Here is a 22,330-nt window from a genome sequence, read left to right as displayed (position 1 = left end):
TCTCGGGGCGGCCGCGCTTCTCGGTTCAGCGGGCTGTGCTGCGGCGACCCGCGCTCATTCGGAGAGCGGCTGCCGCGGCAGGCGGCGCACCTTGGCGCGGCGCCGACGACGCTCCGGGATCATGCTGCGCATCTCGTCGAGCTTGCCGAAGCAGAACAGCCTGTCGTCGGCTTCGAGCACGACGTGCTTGCGCGGGTTCGGGATCACGCTGACCCCACGGTGCAGCGTCAGCACCGTGATGTCGCGCTCCCACAGGCCCGCCTCGCCCAGCGTCTTGCCGACCAGGTCGACCGCGCCGTGCACCATGAGCTCCGCGACGCCGTAGCCCGTCGACACCGTCAGGCGCTGCCGCACGTCGATCTCGGGGAAGGCGACCTGTCCGGCGATGTAGTCGATGATCGCGCCGGCCACGTCGAGCTTGGTCGCGGTCTCGATGCCCTGCAGTCCCGGCGAGGAGTTGACCTCCATCACCAGCGGGCCGTCATCGCCCTCGAGCATGTCGACACCGGCGACGCGAAGACCCATGATCTGCGCCGACCGCACGGCAGCGCGTTCGTACACGGGGTCGAGCTCGACCGCTTCGACCGAGCCTCCGCGGTGCACGTTCGAGCGGAACTCGTCGCCCGCCGCAGAACGACGCATCGCGGCCACGACCCGATCGCCGACCACCAGGGCACGGATGTCGCGCCCACGGCTCTCGGAGATGAACTTCTGGATCAGCACGTTCTGCTTCGTCGAGTGCAGCGTCTCGATGATGGCCTCGGCGACCTTCACCTGGGGTGCCAGGATCACGCCGATGCCCTGCGTGCCCTCGAGCAGCTTGATCACGACGGGGGCGCCACCGACCCGCTCGATCGCAGGGCGCACATCGGCACGGTTGCGCACGAACGCCGTGGGCGGCATGGCGATGTTGTGACGGGAGAGGATCTGGTTGGCGCGGAGCTTGTCGCGGGCGCTCGAGATGCCGTTCGCCGTATTCGGCGTGTAGACGTCCATCTGCTCGAACTGGCGCACCACGGCGGTGCCGAAGTACGTGATCGAGTTGCCGATACGAGGGAGGATCGCGTCGTAGTCGCTGAGCTGCCTGCCCCGGTAGTGCAGGTCCGGTTCATCCGCAGTGAGGTCGATCGCGAATCGCAGCGTGTTCAGCACCTTGACGTTGTGACCGCGCTGGAGCGCGGCAGCACGCAGTCGCTGAGTGGAGTACGCCTGCGGCGCACGGGAGAGTACTGCGAGCTTCACGGGGAATTCCTGCCAAGATGTATCGAGTGACGAAGACATCCCATTCAAACACTCTTACGGGGTGGCGAGAATGGGTGGCGCTCCCCGATCTCGGCGTCGACTGGATCAAGGCCAAGATCGACACCGGCGCACGCACTTCCTCGCTGCATGCCTTCGACGTCGTGGAGTTCGAGCAGGACGGCGAGTCGTGGGTCCGGTTCCGCGTGAAGCCCTGGCAGGACAGCCAGGAGGATGCCGTCGTCGTCGAGACTCCGATCCACGATCGACGGGCCGTGCGGAGCTCCTCCGGTCACGCACAGCAGCGGATCGTCGTGCAGCTGCTGCTCCGCCTGGTCGACCGCGAGGTGCTCGCGGAGGTCACGCTGAGCAACCGCGACGAGATGGGCTTCCGGATGCTGATCGGGCGCGAAGCGCTCCGGCACGGCTACACCGTCGACCCGGCACGGTCGTTCCTCGGCGGCCGTGCGCCGCGCGAGGCGCGTCGACGCAACCGCGGCAAGGACTGACCGAACCGGACCGAGCGGGTCTCTCGGGCGCTGATGACGTCCCTCAGGCGCGGATGAGCACCGTGCCGACGATCTTGTCGTGCAGGCCGCGCTGGTCGCCGTCCCAGATCACCGCGGGGATCACGAGCACGAGCAGCAGCGTGCGGACGATCGGACGCCACAGACCGATCCAGCTGCCGTCGATGCGCACGACCCGCATGCCGAGGATGCGGTGGCCGGGGCTTCCGCCGACGACCGGGATGAAGATGATCTGCAGGAGCGCGAAGACGACCATCGGCGCGAACTGGGTGAGACCGGCCTCGGACGGCAGCGCGAACTGATCGAACCCGAGGAAGCCGGTGGCGATGATCGTGGCGGCGACGTAGTCGATCAGCAGGGCGCCGATCCGACGTCCGGCTCGGCCGATGCTTCGAGGTCCTGATTCCGGGAGCCCGAGTCGCTCGCCGGGGTACATGTTCGCAGCAGCATCCGTCACCCCTCCAGAATACCGAGGGCTCAGCCACCCCTTTCGCCGTAACAAGCTCGAAACAAAGCGGACACCCAGGAGAAATCACTCAGCCGTACTGTGCAGAATGGCCGTGAAGCCATCGTTCCGCTACACAGGAGTCGTTTATGTTCAAAGATTCGTCCGAAGTCCTGAGCTACATCAAGGAGAACGACGTCAAGTTCCTTGACATCCGTTTCACCGATCTCCCTGGCGTGCAGCAGCACTTCAACATTCCTGCGTCGACGGTGGACGAGGCGTTCTTCACGGAGGGTCAGCTGTTCGACGGCTCGTCGATCCGCGGCTTCGCCAGCATCCACGAGTCCGACATGCAGCTCATCCCGGACGTGACCACGGCATACGTCGACCCGTTCCGCGAGGCGAGCACGCTCGTGATGATCTTCGACATCTACAACCCGCGCACGGGCGAGATCTACTCGAAGGACCCGCGTCAGGTCGCCAAGAAGGCTGAGAAGTACCTCGCCTCCACCGGCATCGCCGACACCGCGTACTTCGCCCCCGAGGCCGAGTTCTACATCTTCGACGACGTCCGCTACTCGGTCACCGCAGGCGAGAGCTTCTACAAGGTCGACTCCGAAGAGGCCGCATGGAACACCGGTCGCGAGGAAGAGGGTGGAAACCTCGCCAACAAGACCCCGTACAAGGGCGGCTACTTCCCCGTCTCCCCTGTCGACAAGACGGCTGACCTCCGCGACGACATCACGCTCAAGCTGATCGACGCCGGGTTCATCCTGGAGCGCTCGCACCACGAGGTGGGCACCGCGGGCCAGCAGGAGATCAACTACCGCTTCGACACCATGGTGCACGCGGCAGACGACATCCTGAAGTTCAAGTACATCGTCAAGAACACCGCCAACGAGTGGGGCAAGGTCGCGACCTTCATGCCCAAGCCGCTCTACGGCGACAACGGTTCCGGTATGCACACGCACCAGTCCCTGTGGGAGGGCGGCAAGCCGCTGTTCTACGACGAGGCAGGCTACGGCCAGCTCAGCGACATCGCGCGTTGGTACATCGGTGGCATCCTGGCGCACGCGCCGGCGCTGCTCGCCTTCACCAACCCGACGCTGAACAGCTACCACCGTCTGGTCAAGGGCTTCGAGGCTCCGGTCAACCTGGTCTACTCGGCCGGGAACCGCTCCGCCGCGATCCGCATCCCGATCACGGGCTCCAACCCGAAGGCCAAGCGCATCGAGTTCCGCGCTCCGGATGCGTCGGGCAACCCGTACCTCGCGTTCGCCGCGCAGCTGATGGCCGGCCTCGACGGCATCAAGAACCGCACCGAGCCGCACGAGCCCGTCGACAAGGACCTCTACGAGCTTCCCCCCGAGGAGGCCAAGGGCATCCCGCAGGTGCCGAACTCGCTGCTCGACTCGCTCGACGCGCTCGCGGCTGACCACCAGTTCCTCCTCGAGGGCGGCGTGTTCACCAAGGAGCTCATCGAGACCTGGATCTCGTACAAGTACGAGAACGAGATCCTGCCGATGGCACAGCGTCCGCACCCGTTCGAGTACGAGCTGTACTTCGGCGTCTGACCCGAGCATGCACGCGAAGAGCCCTCAGAGCATCTGCTCTGGGGGCTCTTCGCATGCGCGATGTGCGTGCATAACGCGGGGAGCTCAGGACCGCAACCCCCTCGGTCTCGTCGCCCTCGAGAGGCATGCTGAGATCTCCGTCTCCACCGCCCCACTCGAGAGGACGACTCCCATGAGCGACACCACCCCCACCCAGCGCGTCGCAGAGCTGATCAAGGACTTCCGCTTCGCGATGTTCACGACCCGCAATGCACAGGACCGACTCGTCGCGCACCCGCTCACCGTGCAGGAGTCCGAGTTCGACGGCGACCTCTGGTTCCTCATCGCGAAGAGCGCATCGCTCGCGGTCGACATCGAGCGCGATGAGCGCGTCGGCGTCTCGCTCAGCTCGAACGACGCCTGGGTCTCGCTCTCGGGCACTGCCGAGCTCGTCGACGATCAGGCGAAGATCCGGGAACTCTGGAGCCCCACGGTCGAGGCCTGGTTCACCGACGGCCCCGAGGACCCGAACGTCGGCCTGCTGAAGTTCTCCGCCGAGTCGGCAGAGTACTGGGACAGCCCCGGCGGCAAGCTCGCGTCGATCTTCAGCTTCGTCAAGTCGAAGATCACCGGCGAGCCGCTCGACGCCGAGAACGAGACCGTCGAGCTCCCGTAGTCTGGGAGGATGCTGTTCGCCCTGATCCGCCCCGCCGAGACCCGCACCGCGACCGTCGAAGGTCCGGACATCCCGGTGCTCCGCGAACAGCTCCTCGCGCAGGCGCCTGAAGGCTGGGACATGACCACCGCGAGCGTCACGATGCAGGCCGGCGGCATCCGCACGGTGGTCGGCACCTTCGACCGCCGCGATGCGCCGACCGAGATCGAGGGCGAGAGCATGGCAGCGCTCGAGGCGAAGGTTCCCGAGGGATGGCGCATGCTCTCGGTCCGGCACGACTGACCGCCGCACGCACCGGCATGCGAAGAGCCCCGCATCGGCATCCGATGCGGGGCTCGTGCTGTTGGGTGGTTCGAGCTCAGGGAACGCGGGCGCCCGAGGTCTTCTCGCTCAGGTACTCGGCCGACAGCGACGTGTTCACGTAGCTGGCGGTGAGCACGCCGCCGGCGGAGGGGTAGAGCCACACCACCGGGAGCTGCACGAGGTTCGAGGCGCCGTTCAGGATGCCGGTGTACACGTACTGCACCGTGCCGCTGACGCCTTCAGTGGGGAGTGCGCCGAGACGCGTCCACCCGTTGAGCGTGCGCTCCTCGAGGCGATAGCTCGTCGGGTTGGTGACGCCGTTGCCTGCACCCCACTGCACCGTGACCGTGATGCCGCCCGAGGTGAATTTTCCTGCAGGCTCGACATCACCGGTGTCGGGGTTGAGCACGTTGAAGCCGACGCTCTGTCCGGTGTTGACCTGCACCCGGTTCGGCTGCGTCACGGTCCACGTGCCGACCGATGTGCTGCCCTGCCACTCGGACAGGCCGCCTCCCGGTGCGGTCAGCGGCGCGGCCACGCTGGCTGCGGCCATCGGCGTGGCGATGGCGACGGCGATGACGGGCGCGGACCACGCCGCTGCCCTGATGACGGTGCGGCGCTTCATTCCCGCGCCGCACTCGATCTCGTGCTCGTTGACACTCATGATGTCGTTCTCCTCTGGGGTAGGCGGACGCCCCGGCGACCTGAGCACGCATGCGCGATGCCGAGGCACGGCGAACGGGCGTCGCGCGTGCCGAGTCGTGGCGGGATCTCCGGGAAGATGTCTTCCGGGAGTCATGGTGGCGTCCGCATCCGCCCTCGCGACGAGAGTGGACGACTCTGTCGCTGTGGACCCGTCGTTCGTCGTTCTGGGTATCGTCAGCCCGTCGCGACCCCGTCTGCCGACCGTGAAGCGCGACGCAGGGAAGCGGGCGATCGATGTCCTTCCTGCGCCATCGCACGAGCGAGGCTGGAACCGTCGGCGAACCCCGCGTAGCGTCCGATCTCCGCGATGCTGAGCGCGTCGTACACGCGGTCCGCGAGCAGCGTCGCCGCGTGCTCGACCCGCGCCCGTCGGATCTGCCGCTCGGGCGTCGTCTCGTGCGAGCGGAAGGCACGCTGCAGCTGCCGCATCGAGATCGCGAGCTGGTCGGCGATCATGTGCGGCGCCAGCGCAGGGTCTTCGCGCTGCGCGGCGATCATCGCCAGCGCGCTCAGGTAGATGTCTGCCTTGGGCGCCTTCTGCGGAACCTTGGCCCCCTCGACTGCCACGCCGATGACCATCTCCTGGAGGAGCCGCTCGAAGTAGTAGCTGCCGAAGCCGCTGACCGGTTCCGGATCGAGCTCAGCAGCGCGCTCAGCGAAGGCGAGTGCCGGATCGAGCAGGGCGCTGGCCGAAGACACGGAGCGGATCTCCCCCGGTCCGGGAACGTCGACACCGGTCAGCACCTCAGCCGGGATCACGATCGACAGCAGCCGCAGCTCCGGAAGCGGAGCCGCTCGAAGGGCGCTGTCATGCCCGAAGAGGAACGCCTCGTTCGCACCGAGCCGGACGCGGCCGGACGAGGTGTCGATCTCCATGCCACCGGAGCGGATGCTGTGCAGACCGACCATCCCTGCGACACGGTCGAGCCGCGACCGGCCGTCATCGCGCCCGCGGACGAATTCCCGGATGCGAACGCTGCCGAACATGGCCAGCGTTCGTGCTCGCGTCACCGGCACGACGCACCGTCGTCCGGCAGAGCGTGAATGGTACGAGCGCGCGCAACAGACAGCCTCATGTGACCCTCCCCAGGCGGATCGACCGCGGATCCCCTCATCCGCGATCACAGCCCCCTTCGGGTGAGGGCCATCCCCGAGCCTAGGGGATCGGCACGCTGCTCTGATCGCAGATGTCGAGCCTCCGATGACAGGTCGGCGGACAGCGTCGGCGTGGCTTGCTTGACCGGGTCGGACTCCGGTGATCAACTGAGGGGTCCGGACCGACAGAGTGAGGGAACCATGCGCCGCAAGACCGAGAACGCGAAGACCGAACACGTGAGTGCTCCGGCCGCGACCAGGCGACCCGCATCGGTCGCCGCACTGGCACGGACCAATCCCTTCATGCTGGGTCTGATGGGTGCACTCGGCGTCCTCGTCGCCCTCGTGATCGGCGGCATCGTCGACCAGCTGGCCACGGTCCTGGTCTACATCGGCGTCGCGATCTTCCTCTCGCTCGGCCTCGACCCGATCGTGTCGTTCATCGAGCGGAAGCTCCCCCGACCGGCCGCGGTCGCGATCGTGGTCGCTGTGGTCGTCCTGGCGTTCGCGGGCATCATCCTCGCCATCGTGCCGATCCTGGTCCAGCAGATCACGAACCTGATCGACAACGGTCCGCAGATGGTCAAGGACATCATGGCCGCCGACTGGTTCAAGGACCTGAACAATCAGTTCGGATCGACCCTCGAGGATGCCGCGAACGGCATCCTCTCCTTCCTGCAGGACCCCGGCAACCTGGCGAACATCGGCGGCGGCGTCTTCGCCGTCGGCGCCGGGATCGCCGGCGGCTTCACCGGCGTGACCATCGTGCTGATCCTCACGCTGTACTTCATGGCGTCGCTGCGCAGCATGAAGAAGGTCGCCGCCCGCTTCGTGCCCGCCTACCAGCGCGAGACGTTCAGCGGACTGCTCGAGGACGTGTCGGGGGCCGTCGGCCGCTATGTCATGGGTCAGGCCAGCCTCGCGCTCGTGAACGGCGTGCTGAGCCTGATCGTGCTCAGCATCATCGGCGCCCCGGTACCGGCCCTCCTCGCTCTGATCGCCTTCATCGGCTCGATGATCCCGCTGGTCGGCACGCTCAGCGCCTCGATCATCAACTCGCTGATCTGCCTCTTCGTCAGCCCGATCACCGCGCTGATCGCGATCATCTACTACCTCGTCTACATGCAGATCGAGGCATACGTGCTCTCGCCGCGGATCATGAGCAAGGCCGTCGCGGTCCCCGGAGCGCTCGTGGTGATCGCCGCGGTCGCGGGCGGCGCGCTCGGCGGGATCCTCGGAGCCCTGGTGGCGATCCCGGTCGCGGCGAGCATCATCATCATCGTGCAGAAGGTCGTCTTCCCCGCACAGGACCGCAAGGTCGTCCCGCCGGAGCCGGCAGTCTAAATGGTCGCTGAGACCGTCGTCGGACGGTCTCAGCGACCAGCATGCGACGCGTCTCAGCGCACGAGCAGTGCGCCGGCCTGGACGCGGACGTCGAATGACGTGACCTCGCCCATCTCCTCGCCGTCGATCTCGAACATGAGCGGCGTCTCCAGCTCGACACCGATCGTCTCCACAGGGAGGTGGCGTGCCGAGTCGGTGCTCACCGCTTCATCCTTGCCGCCGGCGAAGAAGCGACGGATGCCGTTGTCCCAGACGAACGAGCGGAAGGTGTCGAGCCACTGCAGCGCACCGTCGGCGCTCACCATCAGCACGTCGAGCTTGCCGTCGTCGAGCACGGCGTCCGGGAGCAGGCGGATGCCGCCCTGCACCATGCCGCAGTTGCCGACGAGCATCGTGTGGCCGCGAACCGCGACAGGCTCCTGGCCGTCGACCGTGAGGGTGATGTCGGTCATCTCGGTGCCGGCCAGCGCTCGACCCATCGCCTCGACGTAGGCGAGCCACCCTGCCTTCGACTTGAGGTCGTCATCGGTCTCGACCAGCATCTGCGCGTCGATGCCGAAGCCGACCATCACCGCGAAGGCGTGCTCGGTCCCGTCGTATGCCACCCAGCCCAGATCGATCCGGCGGGGCTCCGCATCGCGAACCCGCTCGAGCGCGGCGGGGATGTTGTTCAGCGGCACCTCGAGGTTGCGGGCGAGCAGATTGCCGGTGCCCTGCGGAACGATGCCGAGGGCCGTCTCCGAGCCTGCGAGCGACTCGGCGACCGCGCGGACCGTGCCGTCACCGCCCACGGCGATGACGATCTCCCGGCCGTCCTCGACGGCCTCACGCGCCATGCCACGGCCGGGGTCCTCCTGACTGGTCTCCCACCACCGGATGTCCGGCTCATCGCCGAACACGCGCGTCACGGCATCCTGCAGAACCTCCTGCTCGACCTTCGAGGGGTTCCAGACGATACCGATGCGTGCGTGGGTCATAGCGTCAGCTTGGGCGACGACGGCCGATACTGCAACTCGGGCGCGCGGGCTATCCGTAGAACAGGTGCTCGAAGGCTTTTCGAGACCGTCGCGTCACGCCCAGATAGTCCTCTTCCAACTCGGTCGCGGATCGGTCGGGATAGCCGAGCAGCCGGGCGATCGCGTCGAGTTCCCGCCGATCAGCCGGCAGCACGTCGCTGGTCTGTCCGGTGAGGAGCGTGATCGCCGAGCGCAGCCGGCTCGCCAGGCGCCAGGCCTCGGACAGACGCTCGGCGGCGTCCTCCGGCACGAGCTCGGCCTCGACGGCCGAGTCGAGCGCCGCGATCGTCGATGTGGTCCGAAGGCCCGGGATCGCGTGCGCATGCTGCAGCTGCAGCAGCTGCACGAGCCACTCCACGTCGCTGAGCGTGCCGGGGCCGAGCTTGAGGTGCCGACGAGGATCGGCGCCCTGCGGCAGCCGCTCGCCTTCGACGCGTGCCTTGATGCGCTTGATCTCACGGAGGCCCTGCTGGTCCACCGTCTCGGGGTACCGGATCGAATCGGCCAGCTCGACGAACTTCGCGATCAGCTTGGCGCTGCCGGCGACCCCACGGCCCCGAAGCAGCGCCTGCGCCTCCCACGACAGCGACCATCGCCGGTAGTAGGCCGTGTACGCCTCGATCGAGCGCACCAGCGGTCCGCTGCGCCCTTCGGGCCGCAGATCCGCGTCGAGGTCGAGCGGTACACGGTGGTCGGTGAGGTGCTCGCGCAGCCTGGTCACGATCTGTGTCGCGAGCTCCTGCGCGCGCTGGGGCTCGACACCGTTCGCGTCGTACACGTACAGGATGTCGGCGTCCGAGCCGAAGCCGAGCTCGGCCCCGCCGAAGCGTCCCATGCCGATCACCGCGAAGTCCAGAGCTGCGTCTTCCGCCGGCACCACCTCGCGGAAGACCGCGCGCAGGGCCGCCTGGATCGTGGTCTCGGTGATCTCGGTCAGCGCGGTCGCGATCTCCTCGATCGTCAGCACGTCGAGCACCGCGCCCATGGCCGTACGCAGCAGCTCTCGCCGGCGGTTGGCCCGCACCGCTCGCAGCGCGTCGCCGACGGACTCGTGCCGCGTCTGGATGGCTCGGGCTTCCTCGTCGAGCGCGGCCGCACCACGCGGACGCAGCAGCTCGCGCTTGTCGAGCCAGGCGACCGACTCGGGGATCCACTCCATCAGTTCGCCGATGTACCGCGACGACGACAGGATGCGGGTGAGGCTCTCGGCCGCACCCGAGGAGTCGCGCAGCATCCGGAGGAACCACGGGGTGTCCCCCAGCCGTTCGCTGATGCGACGGAAGGCGATGAGGCCGTAGTCGGGGTCGCTGCCGTCGGCGAACCACCGCACCATGATCGGCATCAGGTGTCGTTGGATCGTCGCCTTGCGGCTCAGTCCCGTGGTCAGCGCGCCGATGTGGCGCAGCGCGCCGGCCGGATCCCGGAACCCGATCGCCGCGAGTCGATCGTGCGCCTGCGCCGCCGACAGCGTCCGTTCCTCTTCCGGCAGCGCGGCGACCGCGCTCAGCAGCGGGCGGTAGAACAGCCGCGTGTGGATGTCGCGCACCTCGCGCCGCACGCTCTCCCAGCGTGCCCAGATGCCGTCGCCGGTCTCGGCGAGACCCGTCGCACGTGCCAGGACACGCAGACCCGCCGGTGTCCGCGGCATCAGGTGCGTGCGACTGAGCTCGCGCAGCTGGAGGCGGTGCTCCATGACACGCAGCACGCAGTAGTCCTGCGCGAAGGCTGCGGCCTCTGCACGGCCGATGTACCCGCCCTCGACGAGCGCGTCGAGGCTCTCCAACGTCCCGCGGGTGCGCAGGGTCTCATCGGTCAGCCCGTGGACGAGCTGCAGCAGCTGCACGGTGAACTCGATGTCGCGCAGCCCTCCGGAGCCGAGCTTGATCTGATACGGCGCATCCTCGGGATCGATGTGCTCCATCACGCGCCGCCGCATGCGCTGCACGCTGTCGACGAAGTCCTGTCGAGCCGCGCTCGACCAGATCTTCGGCTGCACCGCAGCGATGTACTCGGCACCGAGTTCGTCGTCTCCCGCGAGCGGCCGCGCCTTCAGCAGCGCCTGGAACTCCCAGCTCTTCGCCCAGCGGTCGTAGTACGCGAGGTGCGACCCGAGCGAGCGCACGAGCGCGCCCTGCTTGCCCTCAGGGCGCAGCGCGGCATCGACCTCCCAGAGCGGCGGCTCGATCTCGATGCCGCTGAGACCGCGCATGGTCTCGCGGGCGAGCCTGGTCGCGATGTCGATGGACCGCGCCTCGCTCACGACCTCCTCGTCGACCGTGCCGCCGACGAAGATCACGTCGACGTCGCTCACGTAGTTGAGCTCACGCGCCCCGGACTTGCCCATGCCGATGATCGCGAGGCGGGTCGCGGCGACCTCATCCTTCGGATACGCCTCGCCGACCCGCGTTCGCGCGACGGCCAGCGCGGCCTCCAGCGCGGCACCAGCGGCATCCGCGAGTGCCGCCGACACGTCCCCGACCACCGTGACCGGATCGGCGTGCGTGAGGTCGTAGGCGGCGATCACCGCGAGGCTGGAGCGGTACGCGACACGCAGCGCCACGACAGCGGCGTCCTCGCCCGATGCCGCGAAGCCGGCGACCGAATCGACCGACGACAGCAGCCGCGCGCGGAGATCGATCGAACTCGGCAGGTGCTCCATCGGCTCGGAGAGCGCGGTGAGCTCGTCCGGATGCCGGAGGAAGAAGTCTGCGAGCCCCTCGGATGCTCCGAACACCCGCCAGGCGCGGTGGCGCGTGACGGGGTCGTCCAGGAGCGCCTTGACGGGAGCGGCATCCCGCCGGGCGACCCTGAGCAGTCCGCGCACAGCGGCATCGGGATCCGCGACCCCCGCGGCATCGAGGATCTCTGCGCGCGGGGAGCCGAGGATCTCAGCCAGCTCCGACAGCGAAGCCGCGGCCTCGCTCAGCTCGGAGAAACCGAGCCGTGCCAGGGCGGAGAGCGAGACGGAGTCGTCCGGGCGGGCCATGCGCAGGTCAGAGCAGTTCGAGGTTGTTCTTCAGCTCCAGGGGCGTGACCTGACCGCGGTAGGCCTCCCACTCCTTGCGCTTGTTGAGCAGCACGTAGTTGAACACCTGCTCCCCCAGCGTTTCGGCGACCAGCTCGGACTCCTCCATGTACTCGAGGGCGTGGTCGAGGCTCGCGGGGAGCGAGGAGTAGCCGAGCGCACGGCGCTCGGCGTCGCTGAGCGACCAGACGTTGTCCTCGGCCTCCGGGGGGAGCTCGTAGCCCTCCTCGATGCCCTTGAGCCCGGCTGCGAGCATGAGCGCGTATGCCAGGTACGGGTTCGCGGCGGAGTCCAGCGCGCGGTATTCGACCCGCGAGGACTGCCCCTTGTTCGGCTTGTACATCGGCACGCGCACGAGTGCGGAGCGGTTGTTGTGGCCCCACGTGACGAAGCTCGGCGCCTCGTCGCCGCCCCAGAGCCGCTTGTACGAGTTCACGAACTGATTCGTGACCGCAGAGATCTCGTTGGCGTGCCGCAGAAGGCCGGCGATGAAATGGCGACCGGTCTTGGAGAGCTGGTACTTCGCGCCCTCCTCGTAGAAGGCGTTCTGGTCGCCCTCGAACAGCGACATGTGCGTGTGCATGCCGCTGCCGGGGTGGCCGCTGAGCGGCTTCGGCATGAACGTGGCGTAGACGCCCTGCTCGATCGCGACCTCCTTGATCACGGTGCGGAACGTCATGACGTTGTCGGCCGTGGTGAGCGCATCGGCGTAGCGGAGGTCGATCTCGTTCTGGCCGGGTCCGCCCTCGTGGTGGCTGAACTCGACGGAGATGCCGAGGTCTTCCAGCATCCGCACCGAGCGACGACGGAAGTCGTGCGCCGTGCCGCCTGGGACGTTGTCGAAGTAGCCGGCGGAGTCCACCGGAACCGGGCCCTCCGGTCCGAACGACGACGACTTCAGCAGGTAGAACTCGATCTCGGGGTGCGTGTAGAACGTGAATCCGGCGTCGGCCGCCTTCGCGAGCGTGCGCTTGAGCACGTGACGGGGGTCGGCGACCGCCGGCTGTCCGTCGGGCGTGGTCAGGTCGCAGAACATGCGGGCCGTCGGGTCGATCTCGCCGCGCCACGGAAGTGTCTGGAAGGTGGTCGGGTCGGGCTGCGCGAGCAGATCCGACTCGTAGGTGCGGGTGAGGCCCTCGATCGCGGAGCCGTCGAAACCGATTCCCTCGGCGAATGCGCCCTCGACCTCGGCCGGAGCGATCGCGACGGACTTCAGCGTGCCGATCACATCGGTGAACCAGAGACGGACGAACTTGACGCCGCGCTCCTCGATCGTCCGCAGGACGAAATCCCTCTGCTTGTCCATGGACACTACTCGGCGCTCTGGCTCTTGGAGTCCCAGCCCGACTCGGCTGCTTCCTCCTCGGCCCATGCGCGCGAGCGCTCCTTCAGCACCTCAGGGGCACGGGTGGCCTCCGCCTCGGTGTCGAAGGGACCGACCCGGTCGGCCGAGGGCGAGATCATGCCGAACTCGACCTGCTTCGTTTCCAGGTTGTACCAGTACTTGCTGTCACCGTCAGACATGATCTGTCCCTCCTTCACGTGGTGACTCCGATCCTACTGGCGTACGCCGTGGTCGCTAAGCTATCCCCCATGGCAAAAGCGATCGGCGTCGACATCGGCGGCACGGGAATCAAGGCTGGAATCGTCGACCTCACGCACGGGACGATGGACTCGGATCGCGTACGCGTTCCCACTCCGAACGGCGCGTCGCCGCAGGACGTCCTCAACGCGGTGCAGACGGTCCTGAAGACGCTCGACGTGCACGACTCGACGCTGCCCCTCGGCGTGGCCTTCCCGGCCATCGTCAAGCGCGGCAAGACGCTGTCGGCGGCGAACGTCTCGAAGGAATGGGTCGACTTCGACGCCGAGCGGTTCTTCCGTGACGGCCTCGGTCGCAACATCGTCTTCGTGAACGACGCAGATGCCGCCGGCGTCGCCGAGGCCCGTCACGGCGCAGCCAGGGACGTCCGCGGCCTCACCCTGCTCACCACGCTCGGCACCGGCATCGGCTCGGCCTTCCTCTACGACGGGGTCCTGATCCCCAACACCGAACTCGGCCACCTGAACTTCGGCACCTACGAGTCCGTCGAGCAGTGGGCGGCGACCTCGGCGCGCGAGCGCGAGAACCTCAGCTGGGCCGCGTGGGCGGAGCGCCTGCAGGCGTTCTACTCGCACATCGAGTTCCTCTTCAGCCCCGACCTGTTCGTGGTCGGCGGCGGCGTGTCGAAGAACGCCGGCGACTTCCTCCCGCTCCTCGAGCTCAAGACCCCGATCGTCCCGGCGATCCACCGGAACAACTCGGGCATCATCGGCGCGGCATCCCTCGCCGGCGACTGATTCCCCTTCGACAGGCTCAGGGACCCAGACGAGCTCAGGGACGCGGACGAGCTCAGGGGCTCAGAGGAGCTCAGGGACCCGGACGAGAAGGCCCCGATGACTCTGCAGTCATCGGGGCCTTCGTCGGTGTGAGGCGAATGGGCCGACCTGTACGCCGGGTTCTGTTCCGGGGTTCTTCGCCCCTTCGACGGCCATCTCTCTCGGCGACACGTTGCCGTGGCGCTCCAGCGGTCTACCCGAGGACTCGGCGAGCCGCGTCAACATCCTCTGTCTGACCTTGCTCCGGACGAGGTTTACCTGGCGGGCCATGTCACCATGGCCCCCGGTGGTCTCTTACACCACCCTTTCACCCTTACCCCTTGCGGGGCGGTCTACTCTCTGTGGCACTGTCTCGCGGATTGCTCCGGGTGGGCGTTACCCACCGTCCTGCCCTGAGGAGCCCGGACGTTCCTCGGTGCGGTTGCCCGCCACGCGGCCGTCCAGTCGACCCATTCGCGCATCCAGTCTACGGCGCGGCTACTTCTCGGCCGACATCGCGATGCGCAGATCGAGCGGCACGTCGATCGGGAAGGCACCGAACAGCCGTCGGGTGGCCACGGCGGCAGCCTCGCGCACGGCATCGGCTGCTGCCTCGGCGTGCTGCTCCGGCACGTGCAGGATCACCTCGTCATGCAGGAAGAACGCGAGGTGCGGGGTTCGAGCGAAGGGGCCGGATGCCGTGGCCTCGGTGAAGCTCGGCGGGATCTGCTGCAAACGGTGGCGGATCTCGGCGAGCCAGATCAACGACCACTCCGCCGCGGTGCCCTGCACGACGAAATTGCGGGTGAACCGCCCCCAGTCCCGTGCGCGACGGCGGGCGAGCGCGACCACTGCAGGGTCGGCGTCGGCGGAGGTCGCCTCGGACTGCAGGCGCGACCACTCCGCAGACGGCCGCGGCGACGAGCGTCCGAGCCACGTCGACACGATCCCCCCGTCCTCACCCGTGCGCGCTGCTGCATCGACGTGCGCCATCGCCCGCGGATAGACCTTGCGCAGTCGCGGGACGAGTCGACCGCTGTCGCCGGTCGTCGCACCGTACATCGCACCGAGCACGGCGTACTTCGCCTCCTCGCGCGTGCCGACCGCACCGGAGTCGACGACACCGGCGTACAGGTCGCGCCCCTGGGCCGCACGGGCCATCGCCCGGTCGGCCGACATCGCCGCGAGCATCCGTGGCTCCAGCTGCGCGACATCGGCGACGATCAGCGTCCATCCCGGATCGGCGCGCACCGCCGGGCGCAGGCTTCGCGGCAGCTGCAGCGCTCCCCCGCCCGCCGATGCCCAGCGCCCCGTCACCACGCCGCCGGGGATGTAGACGGGCCGGAACCGGCCGTCGTGCACCCACTCGGCAAGCCAAGCCCAGCCGTTGGCGCTCAGCAACCGCGACATCTTCTTGTATGCGAGCAGCGGCTCGACCACCGCATGCGACTGCTCCGCGAGCTCCCACCGGCTCGTGGACTCGACGTGCACGCCGACGCGGTGCAGCGCCCTGAGCAGCTTCTGCTGACTGTCGAGATGCAGGGTCTCATCACCGAGGATGCTGCGCACCTGCGCACCGAGCTCCGCCATCCGACTCGGGATCCCGCCACCAGCGGCACGGGTGCCGAGCGTCTCGGTCAGGATCGCGTCGTGCGCGGCCACGTCCCACGGAAGCCCGGCGACCCGCATCTCCTCGGCGATCAGCCCGCCCGCCGACTCGGCGGCGCACAGGAGCGTCAGCCGCCCGTCGCGACCAGCGGCGATCACGCGTCGCTGCTCCCGATACTGCTCGAGCGCTTCGTCGACCGGATCCCCGGCCGAATCGTCATGCAGCGCGTCGAACAGCGAGGGCGTGGCATCCGTGGGGTCGCGGCGCACCCATGCCTGCGACGGCGCGAGCGGTCGGGCGACGGCATCCGTGTCGCGGAGGATCGCATGGCACAGCAGCAGATCGTGGGTGCGGTTGAGGATGACGCCGTCGGCCAGCAGTGTCGCGTAGGTCTCTCGCGCACTGCGGATGATCCAGCGGGTCTGCGCGGCCGCATCGGCCATGCTGACCCACTCGGCCAGCTCGGCAGAGGCCACGACATCGCGACGGACTTCCGCATCGTCCTCGTCGAGTTCGACGGCGGTGTAGCTGCCGGCGCCGCTCGCGATGAGCGCGATCCGCCGCTCGGCTGGCGGTGCGGCGGTCATGCCCGTCGCGCGCCGGCTCCGGTCAAGAGAGACCGGATTCCTCGGTGCGCACCAGGATGCATCCGCACTCGGGGCAGAAGACGACGGCGTCGTCGGGCGCCGTGCGGATCTGGCTCAGATCGGTGCGTGGGAGCACGATGCGGCAGCCCTCGCACGTGCCGCGAGTGAGCAGCGCGGCGCCGGCGCTGTTGGCGGCGCGACGCGTGTACTCGGCGAACAGCTCGGCGGGGATGCGGGCAGAGACGGCCTCCCGGTCGCGAGCGAGCTGTGCGCCGAGCTCGGTGGCCGCGGCGACATCGGCCTTCGCCTGCGCGGTGAGCGCCGATCCCTCGGCGGTCGTCGTGTCGATCAGCGCCTGCTGCGCAGCGACAGCGGCATCGGCCTCTTCCACGCGGCCCATGATGTCGAGCTCGGCGTCCTCGAGGTTGCTCTGACGCTGGGTGAGGCTGGCGATCTCGTGCTCGAGCGCCTGGGCCTCCTTGGAGTTGGTCGCTGTCGCGAGGCGCTCGGCATCGCGTGCGCGCCGCTGCTCGACCAGCCGCACGTCGGACTCGAGACGCGTCAGCTCGGTGCGGGCATCGTCGCGCGTTCCCGTCGCCGCGGTGAGTTCGCGCAGCTGCTCCTGGCGCACTGCGACGAGCTCGGCGATGCGCGCCGCCTGGGTGGGCTTGGTCCGTGCTCGCTCCGCCTGCGCGATCCGCCGATCGAGGTCGGCGATGTCGAGCAGGATGCGCTGGTTCTCGGGGCTGGAGTTCACCTCTCCAATCTACCGTCTACGCAGCTGCTCGCCCGGTCATCGAACATCGCCGTCGAGGTAGAGCCACCGCCGGTCCTCGCGCACGAAACGACTGCGCTCGTGCAGGGATCCGCGCTCCTCCCCCTGACGCCAGAACGCCTCGAACTCCACGACGCCGTCGTGGTCGAACGGACCGCCGGATTCGCGGTCCACGATCACGAGCCGTCGCCAGACGAGGTCGGGTTCGATCTCGATCGAGTCAGGACGGGTCGAGGCGTGCCAGGTGTCGCGGAGATACGCGGCATCGCCCACGGAGAAGGCCGTGTAGCGCGAACGCATCAGCCGCTCCGCCGTGGGCGCCGCAGCACCGCGCAGCAGTGGTCCGCAGCATCCGCCGAAGAGATCGCCGGAGAAGCAGGGGCACCGAGCGGCGTCGTCCGGAAGGGTGTCATCCGGCGCAATCCGGCCCGTCGTCGTCACCGCACCAGCGTACGCTGAGGATTCCCGTCGAGAAGGAGAACCGTGACCGCGCAGCCCGTCATCCCCCAGTTCACCGCCCACAACGGCTTCGCACTGCCGGCCATCGGCCTCGGCACGTATGCGCTCAACGGCGACGCAGGCGCGGATGCCGTCGCCGGCGCGATCGAGGCCGGCTACCGGCTCGTGGACTCGGCGTTCAACTACGAGAACGAGGGCTCTGTCGGCCGCGGTGTCGCTGCGGTCGACGTCGATCGTTCCGAGATCATCGTGACCACGAAACTCCCCGGTCGCCACCACCCCTCGGCGCAGGCACGGACGAGCATCGAGGAGAGCCGATCGCGGCTCGGGCTCGACATCACCGATCTGCACCTGATCCACTGGCCGAACCCCAGCCAGGACGAGTACGTGCAGGCATGGGCCGCCCTCGTCGACGCGCAGCAGCGCGGCGTCGTGCGGCAGATCGGCGTCTCGAACTTCCTCCCGGAGCACCTCGAGCGCATCGAACGCGAGACCGGTGTCCGCCCGGTGGTCAACCAGATCGAACTGCACCCGTATTTCCCACAGGAGGAGCAGCTCGCGTATCACCGCGAGCACGGCATCCTCACCGAAGCGTGGAGCCCGCTCGGACGCGCGAAAGAGCTCCTCGATGAGTCGGTGATCGCCGAGGTCGCCGCAGCCCACGGCATCAGCGCCGCACAGACCGTCCTCGCGTGGCATGTGGCTCGCGGTGTCGTCTCGATCCCCAAGGCCTCGTCGCTCGCGCACCAGACGACGAACCTGGCCGCGGCGGAGATCGTGCTCGACGATGCGGAGGTCGCTGCCATCACCGCCCTCGGGCGCGCTGACGGCCGCCTGTTCGACGCCGATCCGAGGACCCACGAGGAGTCCTGACCTCGGTCGAGCCTCCGCCGGCAGCTCAGACGTTCTGCGTGCCGAGCACCCTGAGGAGTTCGAGTTTGCTCTCGGCCTCGCTGCCAGGCGCAGCGGTCAGCACGATCAGCGCCTGGGACTCGTCCTCGGTGAACATCGCCTGGCAGTCGACCTCGATCTCGCCGAGCTCCGGGTGGATCAGCACTTTGTGGTGCTCGAAGCGCCGCTGCACCTCGTGGATCTGCCACAACTGGGCGAACTCAGCACTGACCGCAGTGAGCGCCGCGACGATCTCGCCCGCGCGGGAGCGCGCACCCCAGGCACCGTGCGCCGCGCGGAGCGAGGCGACGAGCGAGCGGCTCTGTCTGGCGTGATCCGACTCGGGATAGCGCTGACGTTCGGTCTCCGGCCGGGCGAACCAGCGGTAGATCCCGCTGCGCTCGAGGCCGGTGAGGTGGCTGGCGTCGCCGAGCAGCGCCCTGGCCGCATCGTTCTGCACCAGCACCTCGTCGAGCGCCGAGACGACGAACGCCGGGGTGTCGTGCAGCCGGTCGAGCACGCGCAGCATGCCGGGACGCACATAGTCGGTGAACACCGCGCGATCGGGGGCCGGATAGCCGCAGACCCGATGCAGGTAGTCGCGCTCGTCCGAGGTGAGACGCAGCGCGCGCGCGAGCGACGACACGATCTGCACGCTCGGCTGCGGACCACGTCGCTGCTCGAGCCGCGTGTAGTAGTCGGTCGACATCGCGGCGAGCTGGGCCACCTCCTCACGACGGAGTCCGACCGTGCGGCGCCGCGGACCGGCGCTCAGCCCCACGTCGGCGGGGGTCAGCGCCTCTCGGCGCCGGAGCAGGAATTCGGCCAGTGCGTCTCGATCCACTCCTGCAGTATCCCCCGTCCCTCCGCCGCGTTCCAGGGATCGCCGATCCCTGGATGAGCGATCTCTGGAGCCGCGACTCCGGCGCGCAGAGAGTGGAGTCATGAACATCAGCGGAAACACCATCTTCATCCCCGGCGCGACGAGCGGCATCGGACTCGCACTGGCGCAGCGGCTGCGCGATGCAGGCAACACGGTGATCGTCGGCGGGCGCCGCCAGGAGCTCCTGCAGCAGATCGCGGAACGGGACACCGGCTTGCACACCGTGCAGATCGACACGACGGACCCAGCCAGCATCGACACCGCCGCCCGCGAGGTGCTCGCGGCGCACCCCGACCTGAACGTCCTGATCGCCATGGCCGGTGTCATGCGTGCGGAGGACTGGACGAAGCCGGCCGGCTTCCTCGACAGCGCCGAGGACACGATCATCACCAACGTCCTCGGTCCGATCCGCCTGATCGGCGCGTTCATCGAACACCTGCGCAGCAAGCCGGATGCGACGATCATGACCGTCTCGTCCGGGCTGGCGTTCGCACCACTGAAGGTCACGCCGAGCTACAACGCGAGCAAGGCGGCGATCCACATGCTCAGCGAGTCGCTGCGGCTGCAGCTCGTCGGCACCGGCGTGTCGGTCCTCGAACTCGAGCCGCCGGCCGTTCGGACTGATCTGATGCCCGGGCACGCCGAGAACGAGTCGGCGATGCCGCTGGGCGAGTTCATCGACGAGGTGCTGACGCTGATCGAGACGCAGCCTTCAGCCACCGAGATCCAGGTCGAGCGCGTGAAGTTCCTCCGCTACGGCGAAGCGCGGGGCGACTACGCCCAGGTCGTCGACGCGCTCAACCGCACGGATCCGCACGGCAAGTAGGCGCGCGCCTCAGCGGAGGGAGGCTGCGGCGTCGGCGAGGGCATCCGCCGAACGCCGCAGCAGCGCGAGCTCCTCGTCGGAGAACGTGGTGTTGCGGATCGGTACCGCTCCTTGCGCGCTCACGATCGACGGGACCGACAGCGCCACGCCGTCCACTCCGTGGAAGTCGCGCAGCACCGTGCTCACCGGCATCACCGCGTGCTCATCGCCGAGGATCGCCTCGACGATGCGGGCACTCGACAGGCCGATGGCGTAGTTGGTCGCACCCTTCCCCTGGATCACCTTGTATGCGGCGTCGCGGACGTCGACGGCGATCTCATCGAGCTCCTCGCGACTGATCAGCGGATGCCCCGGTGCCTCCCACTCCAGGATCGGCACGGTTCCGATCGTCGCCCTCGACCACAGCGGGAACTCGGTGTCGCCGTGCTCGCCGACGATGTGGGCGTGCACGCTCGCGGTCGAGACGCCGGCGCGCTCGCCCAGCTTCCAGCGCAGCCGGGATGTGTCGAGCACCGTGCCTGAGGCGAAGATGCGCTCGGGCGGGAGCCCGGTCTCCTGCTGCGCGATCACCGTGAGCACATCGCACGGATTGGTCACGATCACGTAGATCGCGTGGGGCGCCACCTCGAGCAGCTGCGGCATCATGCTGCGGATGATCCCCGCATTGACGGCGGCGAGCTCGATGCGGCTCTGTCCAGGACGCTGTTTCGCCCCTGCCGTGATCACCACGACGTGCGAACCGGCGACCACCGAGATGTCGCTGCCGCCGATGATGTCGCTCGTCCCGGTGAACTGGGTGCCGTGCGCGAGGTCGAGCACCTCGGCCTCGACCTTCTCGGTCGCGATGTCGTAGAGCGCGACATGCCGTGCGGATCCGCGGATCAGTGCCGCGTAGGCGACGCTGGATCCGACGCTTCCCGCGCCGACGACCGTGAGCTTCGAGTTCTCGATGATCTCCATGGGCTCAGTCTCGCAGTGCGGACGCACCCTGAGCCAGCGGTGCGCCGACGATCAGCCGGCGCGCGACTCCGGTTCGCTCGGAGCGAGGTCGGCCGGGTTCGGCTTCACGGAAGGGTCGACGGGGAGCATGGAGTGGTCGTCTTCTCCGGCCACGATGCGCTCGGCCCGCTGTTCGAGCATGCAGGCAGCAGCGATGTTCAGCTGAGGGTTCTCTCCCGCCGCGGCGGTACGACGGAATTCTGCCGCTGCGTCGCGCAGCATCTCGGCTTTGATGGATCGGAGGACGTCGTCATGCACTATTACCAACTTCACTTCAGGGTGCTGCCCGCAGATCGGATCCCACCCCTGACCTGCGCTGCGCGCGGCTTCCCAGTTTCCGCACGGAACTCGATCGCTCGATCCCGTACCCTTCCCTTGCCTCCAGAAGAAGGCTGAACGTCGCTGCCGTCAGCCCACCCACTCACTCCTGGTTCGGGGCCGACGCCTCTACGGATTGCAGGACATCCTCGGAGCACCCGCCTGTCATGACAGGTAGTCTCCGACTCCCGAGTATGAAGGAAATCCGATCACACTCCGGTGCCCGTTCCGTTAATCTTCGCACCGCTGCGCATGAACGGCTGCGTCCCACTCAGTGGGACGGAACCGAGCCGGACCGGCGGAGACGATCTGCGCGTTGTCGTTCGGCCCGGGTTCCAGTCGCATGGTCAACCCGCCCACCTCGAGGCTCGGGACGCTCAGCCGGATGCAGTCGATACTGCCGCGCACGAGCAGGTTCGCCATCTGCTCCGGCGTTGTCGCAGCTCCCATCACGGCGTCATCGTGCGCGAGCAGCACCGTCCACCAGGCGCGTCGTGGCCCCTCGGCGTCCAAGGTGAAGCGCATGACCCCCTGCGGCGCGGCCTCGACCTCGATGACGATCGACCCGGCGACCGGCTCATCCTCTTCATCGATCATGCTCGCGCTCCGACCTGCTCGCCCCCGGCTCGCTCAGGATACTGTCGGAGCATCCGATGCGGTGGAGTGTCTGCAACGCCGCACTCGTGCTCCACGTAAA

At 68.2% G+C, this 22,330-nt stretch carries 23 protein-coding genes and 1 other RNA gene; 8 read left to right on the top strand and 16 right to left on the bottom strand.

All coding sequences use genetic code 11. The features are described 5' to 3' along the window. Positions 1-54 precede the first annotated feature (54 nt). Complete coding sequence (locus V7Z82_RS15800; protein ID WP_334152576.1) at positions 55-1,242, bottom strand: RimK family alpha-L-glutamate ligase; 1,188 nt, start codon at positions 1,240-1,242, stop codon at positions 55-57. 17 nt (positions 1,243-1,259) lie between these two features. Here V7Z82_RS15800 and V7Z82_RS15795 point away from each other — a divergent pair, with 17 nt between their 5' ends. Further along, positions 1,260-1,748: an ATP-dependent zinc protease family protein gene (locus V7Z82_RS15795; RefSeq protein ID WP_334152575.1), complete on the top strand. Its 489-nt coding sequence runs from the start codon at positions 1,260-1,262 to the stop codon at positions 1,746-1,748. Between the two features lie 43 nt (positions 1,749-1,791). On the opposite strand, the gene V7Z82_RS15790 is transcribed toward V7Z82_RS15795, so the two are convergent. Next, entirely contained in the window at positions 1,792-2,202 is a 411-nt protein-coding gene (locus V7Z82_RS15790) for an RDD family protein (RefSeq protein WP_334152594.1), read from the bottom strand. 158 nt (positions 2,203-2,360) lie between these two features. Between V7Z82_RS15790 and glnA (V7Z82_RS15785) the strand changes: the two genes are divergently transcribed. From glnA (V7Z82_RS15785) to V7Z82_RS15775, 3 genes are all read left to right on the top strand, one after another. After that, entirely contained in the window at positions 2,361-3,785 is a 1,425-nt protein-coding gene (gene glnA / locus V7Z82_RS15785) for a type I glutamate--ammonia ligase (protein ID WP_334152574.1), read from the top strand. A gap of 172 nt (positions 3,786-3,957) precedes the next feature. Beyond that, on the top strand, positions 3,958-4,440 hold the full coding sequence (locus V7Z82_RS15780) for a pyridoxamine 5'-phosphate oxidase family protein (protein ID WP_334152573.1): 483 nt from the start codon (positions 3,958-3,960) through the stop codon (positions 4,438-4,440). A 9-nt stretch (positions 4,441-4,449) separates the two neighbouring features. Next, the gene (locus V7Z82_RS15775) at positions 4,450-4,722 is read left to right on the top strand and encodes a hypothetical protein (RefSeq protein WP_334152572.1); all 273 of its coding nucleotides are present in this window, start codon (positions 4,450-4,452) and stop codon (positions 4,720-4,722) included. A gap of 76 nt (positions 4,723-4,798) precedes the next feature. Here V7Z82_RS15775 and V7Z82_RS15770 read toward each other — a convergent pair whose 3' ends face one another. After that, complete coding sequence (locus V7Z82_RS15770; RefSeq protein ID WP_334152571.1) at positions 4,799-5,407, bottom strand: hypothetical protein; 609 nt, start codon at positions 5,405-5,407, stop codon at positions 4,799-4,801. Between the two features lie 215 nt (positions 5,408-5,622). Beyond that, on the bottom strand, positions 5,623-6,459 hold the full coding sequence (locus tag V7Z82_RS15765) for an AraC family transcriptional regulator (RefSeq protein ID WP_334152570.1): 837 nt from the start codon (positions 6,457-6,459) through the stop codon (positions 5,623-5,625). Between the two features lie 285 nt (positions 6,460-6,744). On the opposite strand from V7Z82_RS15765, the gene V7Z82_RS15760 reads away from it, so the two are divergent. Continuing rightward, entirely contained in the window at positions 6,745-7,887 is a 1,143-nt protein-coding gene (locus V7Z82_RS15760) for an AI-2E family transporter (protein WP_334152569.1), read from the top strand. A gap of 53 nt (positions 7,888-7,940) precedes the next feature. Here the strand turns inward: V7Z82_RS15760 and V7Z82_RS15755 are convergent, their stop codons facing one another. The 4 genes from V7Z82_RS15755 to V7Z82_RS15740 are packed head-to-tail and all read right to left on the bottom strand — an operon-like array spanning position 7,941 to position 13,452. Next, a complete protein-coding gene (locus V7Z82_RS15755; RefSeq protein ID WP_334152567.1) occupies positions 7,941-8,864 on the bottom strand; it encodes a diacylglycerol/lipid kinase family protein in 924 nt (307 codons plus the stop codon). A 49-nt stretch (positions 8,865-8,913) separates the two neighbouring features. Next, positions 8,914-11,889, bottom strand: coding sequence for a bifunctional [glutamine synthetase] adenylyltransferase/[glutamine synthetase]-adenylyl-L-tyrosine phosphorylase (locus V7Z82_RS15750; protein WP_334152566.1), 2,976 nt, complete (start codon positions 11,887-11,889; stop codon positions 8,914-8,916). Positions 11,890-11,896: 7 nt separating this feature from the next. After that, a complete protein-coding gene (glnA, locus tag V7Z82_RS15745; protein WP_045280165.1) occupies positions 11,897-13,234 on the bottom strand; it encodes a type I glutamate--ammonia ligase in 1,338 nt (445 codons plus the stop codon). A gap of 5 nt (positions 13,235-13,239) precedes the next feature. Continuing rightward, a complete protein-coding gene (locus tag V7Z82_RS15740; protein WP_045280164.1) occupies positions 13,240-13,452 on the bottom strand; it encodes a hypothetical protein in 213 nt (70 codons plus the stop codon). A 69-nt stretch (positions 13,453-13,521) separates the two neighbouring features. On the opposite strand from V7Z82_RS15740, the gene ppgK reads away from it, so the two are divergent. Next, positions 13,522-14,268, top strand: coding sequence for a polyphosphate--glucose phosphotransferase (ppgK, locus tag V7Z82_RS15735; RefSeq protein ID WP_334152564.1), 747 nt, complete (start codon positions 13,522-13,524; stop codon positions 14,266-14,268). 134 nt (positions 14,269-14,402) lie between these two features. On the opposite strand, the gene rnpB is transcribed toward ppgK, so the two are convergent. The 4 genes from rnpB to V7Z82_RS15715 all read right to left on the bottom strand — a co-directional run bounded on the left by rnpB (position 14,403) and on the right by V7Z82_RS15715 (position 17,698). Beyond that, positions 14,403-14,759, bottom strand: an RNA gene (rnpB, locus tag V7Z82_RS15730) — RNase P RNA component class A. A gap of 25 nt (positions 14,760-14,784) precedes the next feature. Further along, positions 14,785-16,482 carry a bifunctional 3'-5' exonuclease/DNA polymerase gene (locus V7Z82_RS15725; protein WP_334152563.1) on the bottom strand — a complete coding sequence of 566 codons (1,698 nt, stop codon included), beginning with the start codon at positions 16,480-16,482 and terminating at the stop codon, positions 14,785-14,787. 22 nt (positions 16,483-16,504) lie between these two features. Beyond that, positions 16,505-17,239: a zinc ribbon domain-containing protein gene (locus V7Z82_RS15720; protein ID WP_334152562.1), complete on the bottom strand. Its 735-nt coding sequence runs from the start codon at positions 17,237-17,239 to the stop codon at positions 16,505-16,507. 36 nt (positions 17,240-17,275) lie between these two features. After that, positions 17,276-17,698, bottom strand: coding sequence for a YchJ family protein (locus V7Z82_RS15715; protein WP_334152561.1), 423 nt, complete (start codon positions 17,696-17,698; stop codon positions 17,276-17,278). A gap of 42 nt (positions 17,699-17,740) precedes the next feature. Between V7Z82_RS15715 and V7Z82_RS15710 the strand changes: the two genes are divergently transcribed. Further along, positions 17,741-18,589, top strand: coding sequence for an aldo/keto reductase (locus V7Z82_RS15710; RefSeq protein WP_334152560.1), 849 nt, complete (start codon positions 17,741-17,743; stop codon positions 18,587-18,589). Between the two features lie 25 nt (positions 18,590-18,614). Here V7Z82_RS15710 and V7Z82_RS15705 read toward each other — a convergent pair whose 3' ends face one another. Beyond that, the gene (locus V7Z82_RS15705) at positions 18,615-19,451 is read right to left on the bottom strand and encodes a helix-turn-helix transcriptional regulator (protein WP_334152559.1); all 837 of its coding nucleotides are present in this window, start codon (positions 19,449-19,451) and stop codon (positions 18,615-18,617) included. A 100-nt stretch (positions 19,452-19,551) separates the two neighbouring features. On the opposite strand from V7Z82_RS15705, the gene V7Z82_RS15700 reads away from it, so the two are divergent. Beyond that, entirely contained in the window at positions 19,552-20,316 is a 765-nt protein-coding gene (locus V7Z82_RS15700) for an SDR family oxidoreductase (protein ID WP_334152558.1), read from the top strand. Between the two features lie 9 nt (positions 20,317-20,325). Here V7Z82_RS15700 and V7Z82_RS15695 read toward each other — a convergent pair whose 3' ends face one another. From V7Z82_RS15695 to V7Z82_RS15685, 3 genes are all read right to left on the bottom strand, one after another. Further along, positions 20,326-21,276 carry an L-lactate dehydrogenase gene (locus tag V7Z82_RS15695; RefSeq protein ID WP_334152557.1) on the bottom strand — a complete coding sequence of 317 codons (951 nt, stop codon included), beginning with the start codon at positions 21,274-21,276 and terminating at the stop codon, positions 20,326-20,328. 51 nt (positions 21,277-21,327) lie between these two features. Further along, complete coding sequence (locus tag V7Z82_RS15690; RefSeq protein ID WP_045280156.1) at positions 21,328-21,573, bottom strand: hypothetical protein; 246 nt, start codon at positions 21,571-21,573, stop codon at positions 21,328-21,330. A gap of 291 nt (positions 21,574-21,864) precedes the next feature. Next, positions 21,865-22,230, bottom strand: a complete 366-nt coding sequence (locus V7Z82_RS15685; RefSeq protein ID WP_334152556.1) for a hypothetical protein — start codon at positions 22,228-22,230, stop codon at positions 21,865-21,867. Between the last annotated feature and the right edge of the window lie 100 nt (positions 22,231-22,330).

Source organism: Microbacterium sp. (genome assembly GCF_036823965.1).
In the GTDB taxonomy this organism is placed as follows: domain Bacteria; phylum Actinomycetota; class Actinomycetes; order Actinomycetales; family Microbacteriaceae; genus Microbacterium.
This window is presented reverse-complemented; position numbering and strand designations above follow the sequence as displayed.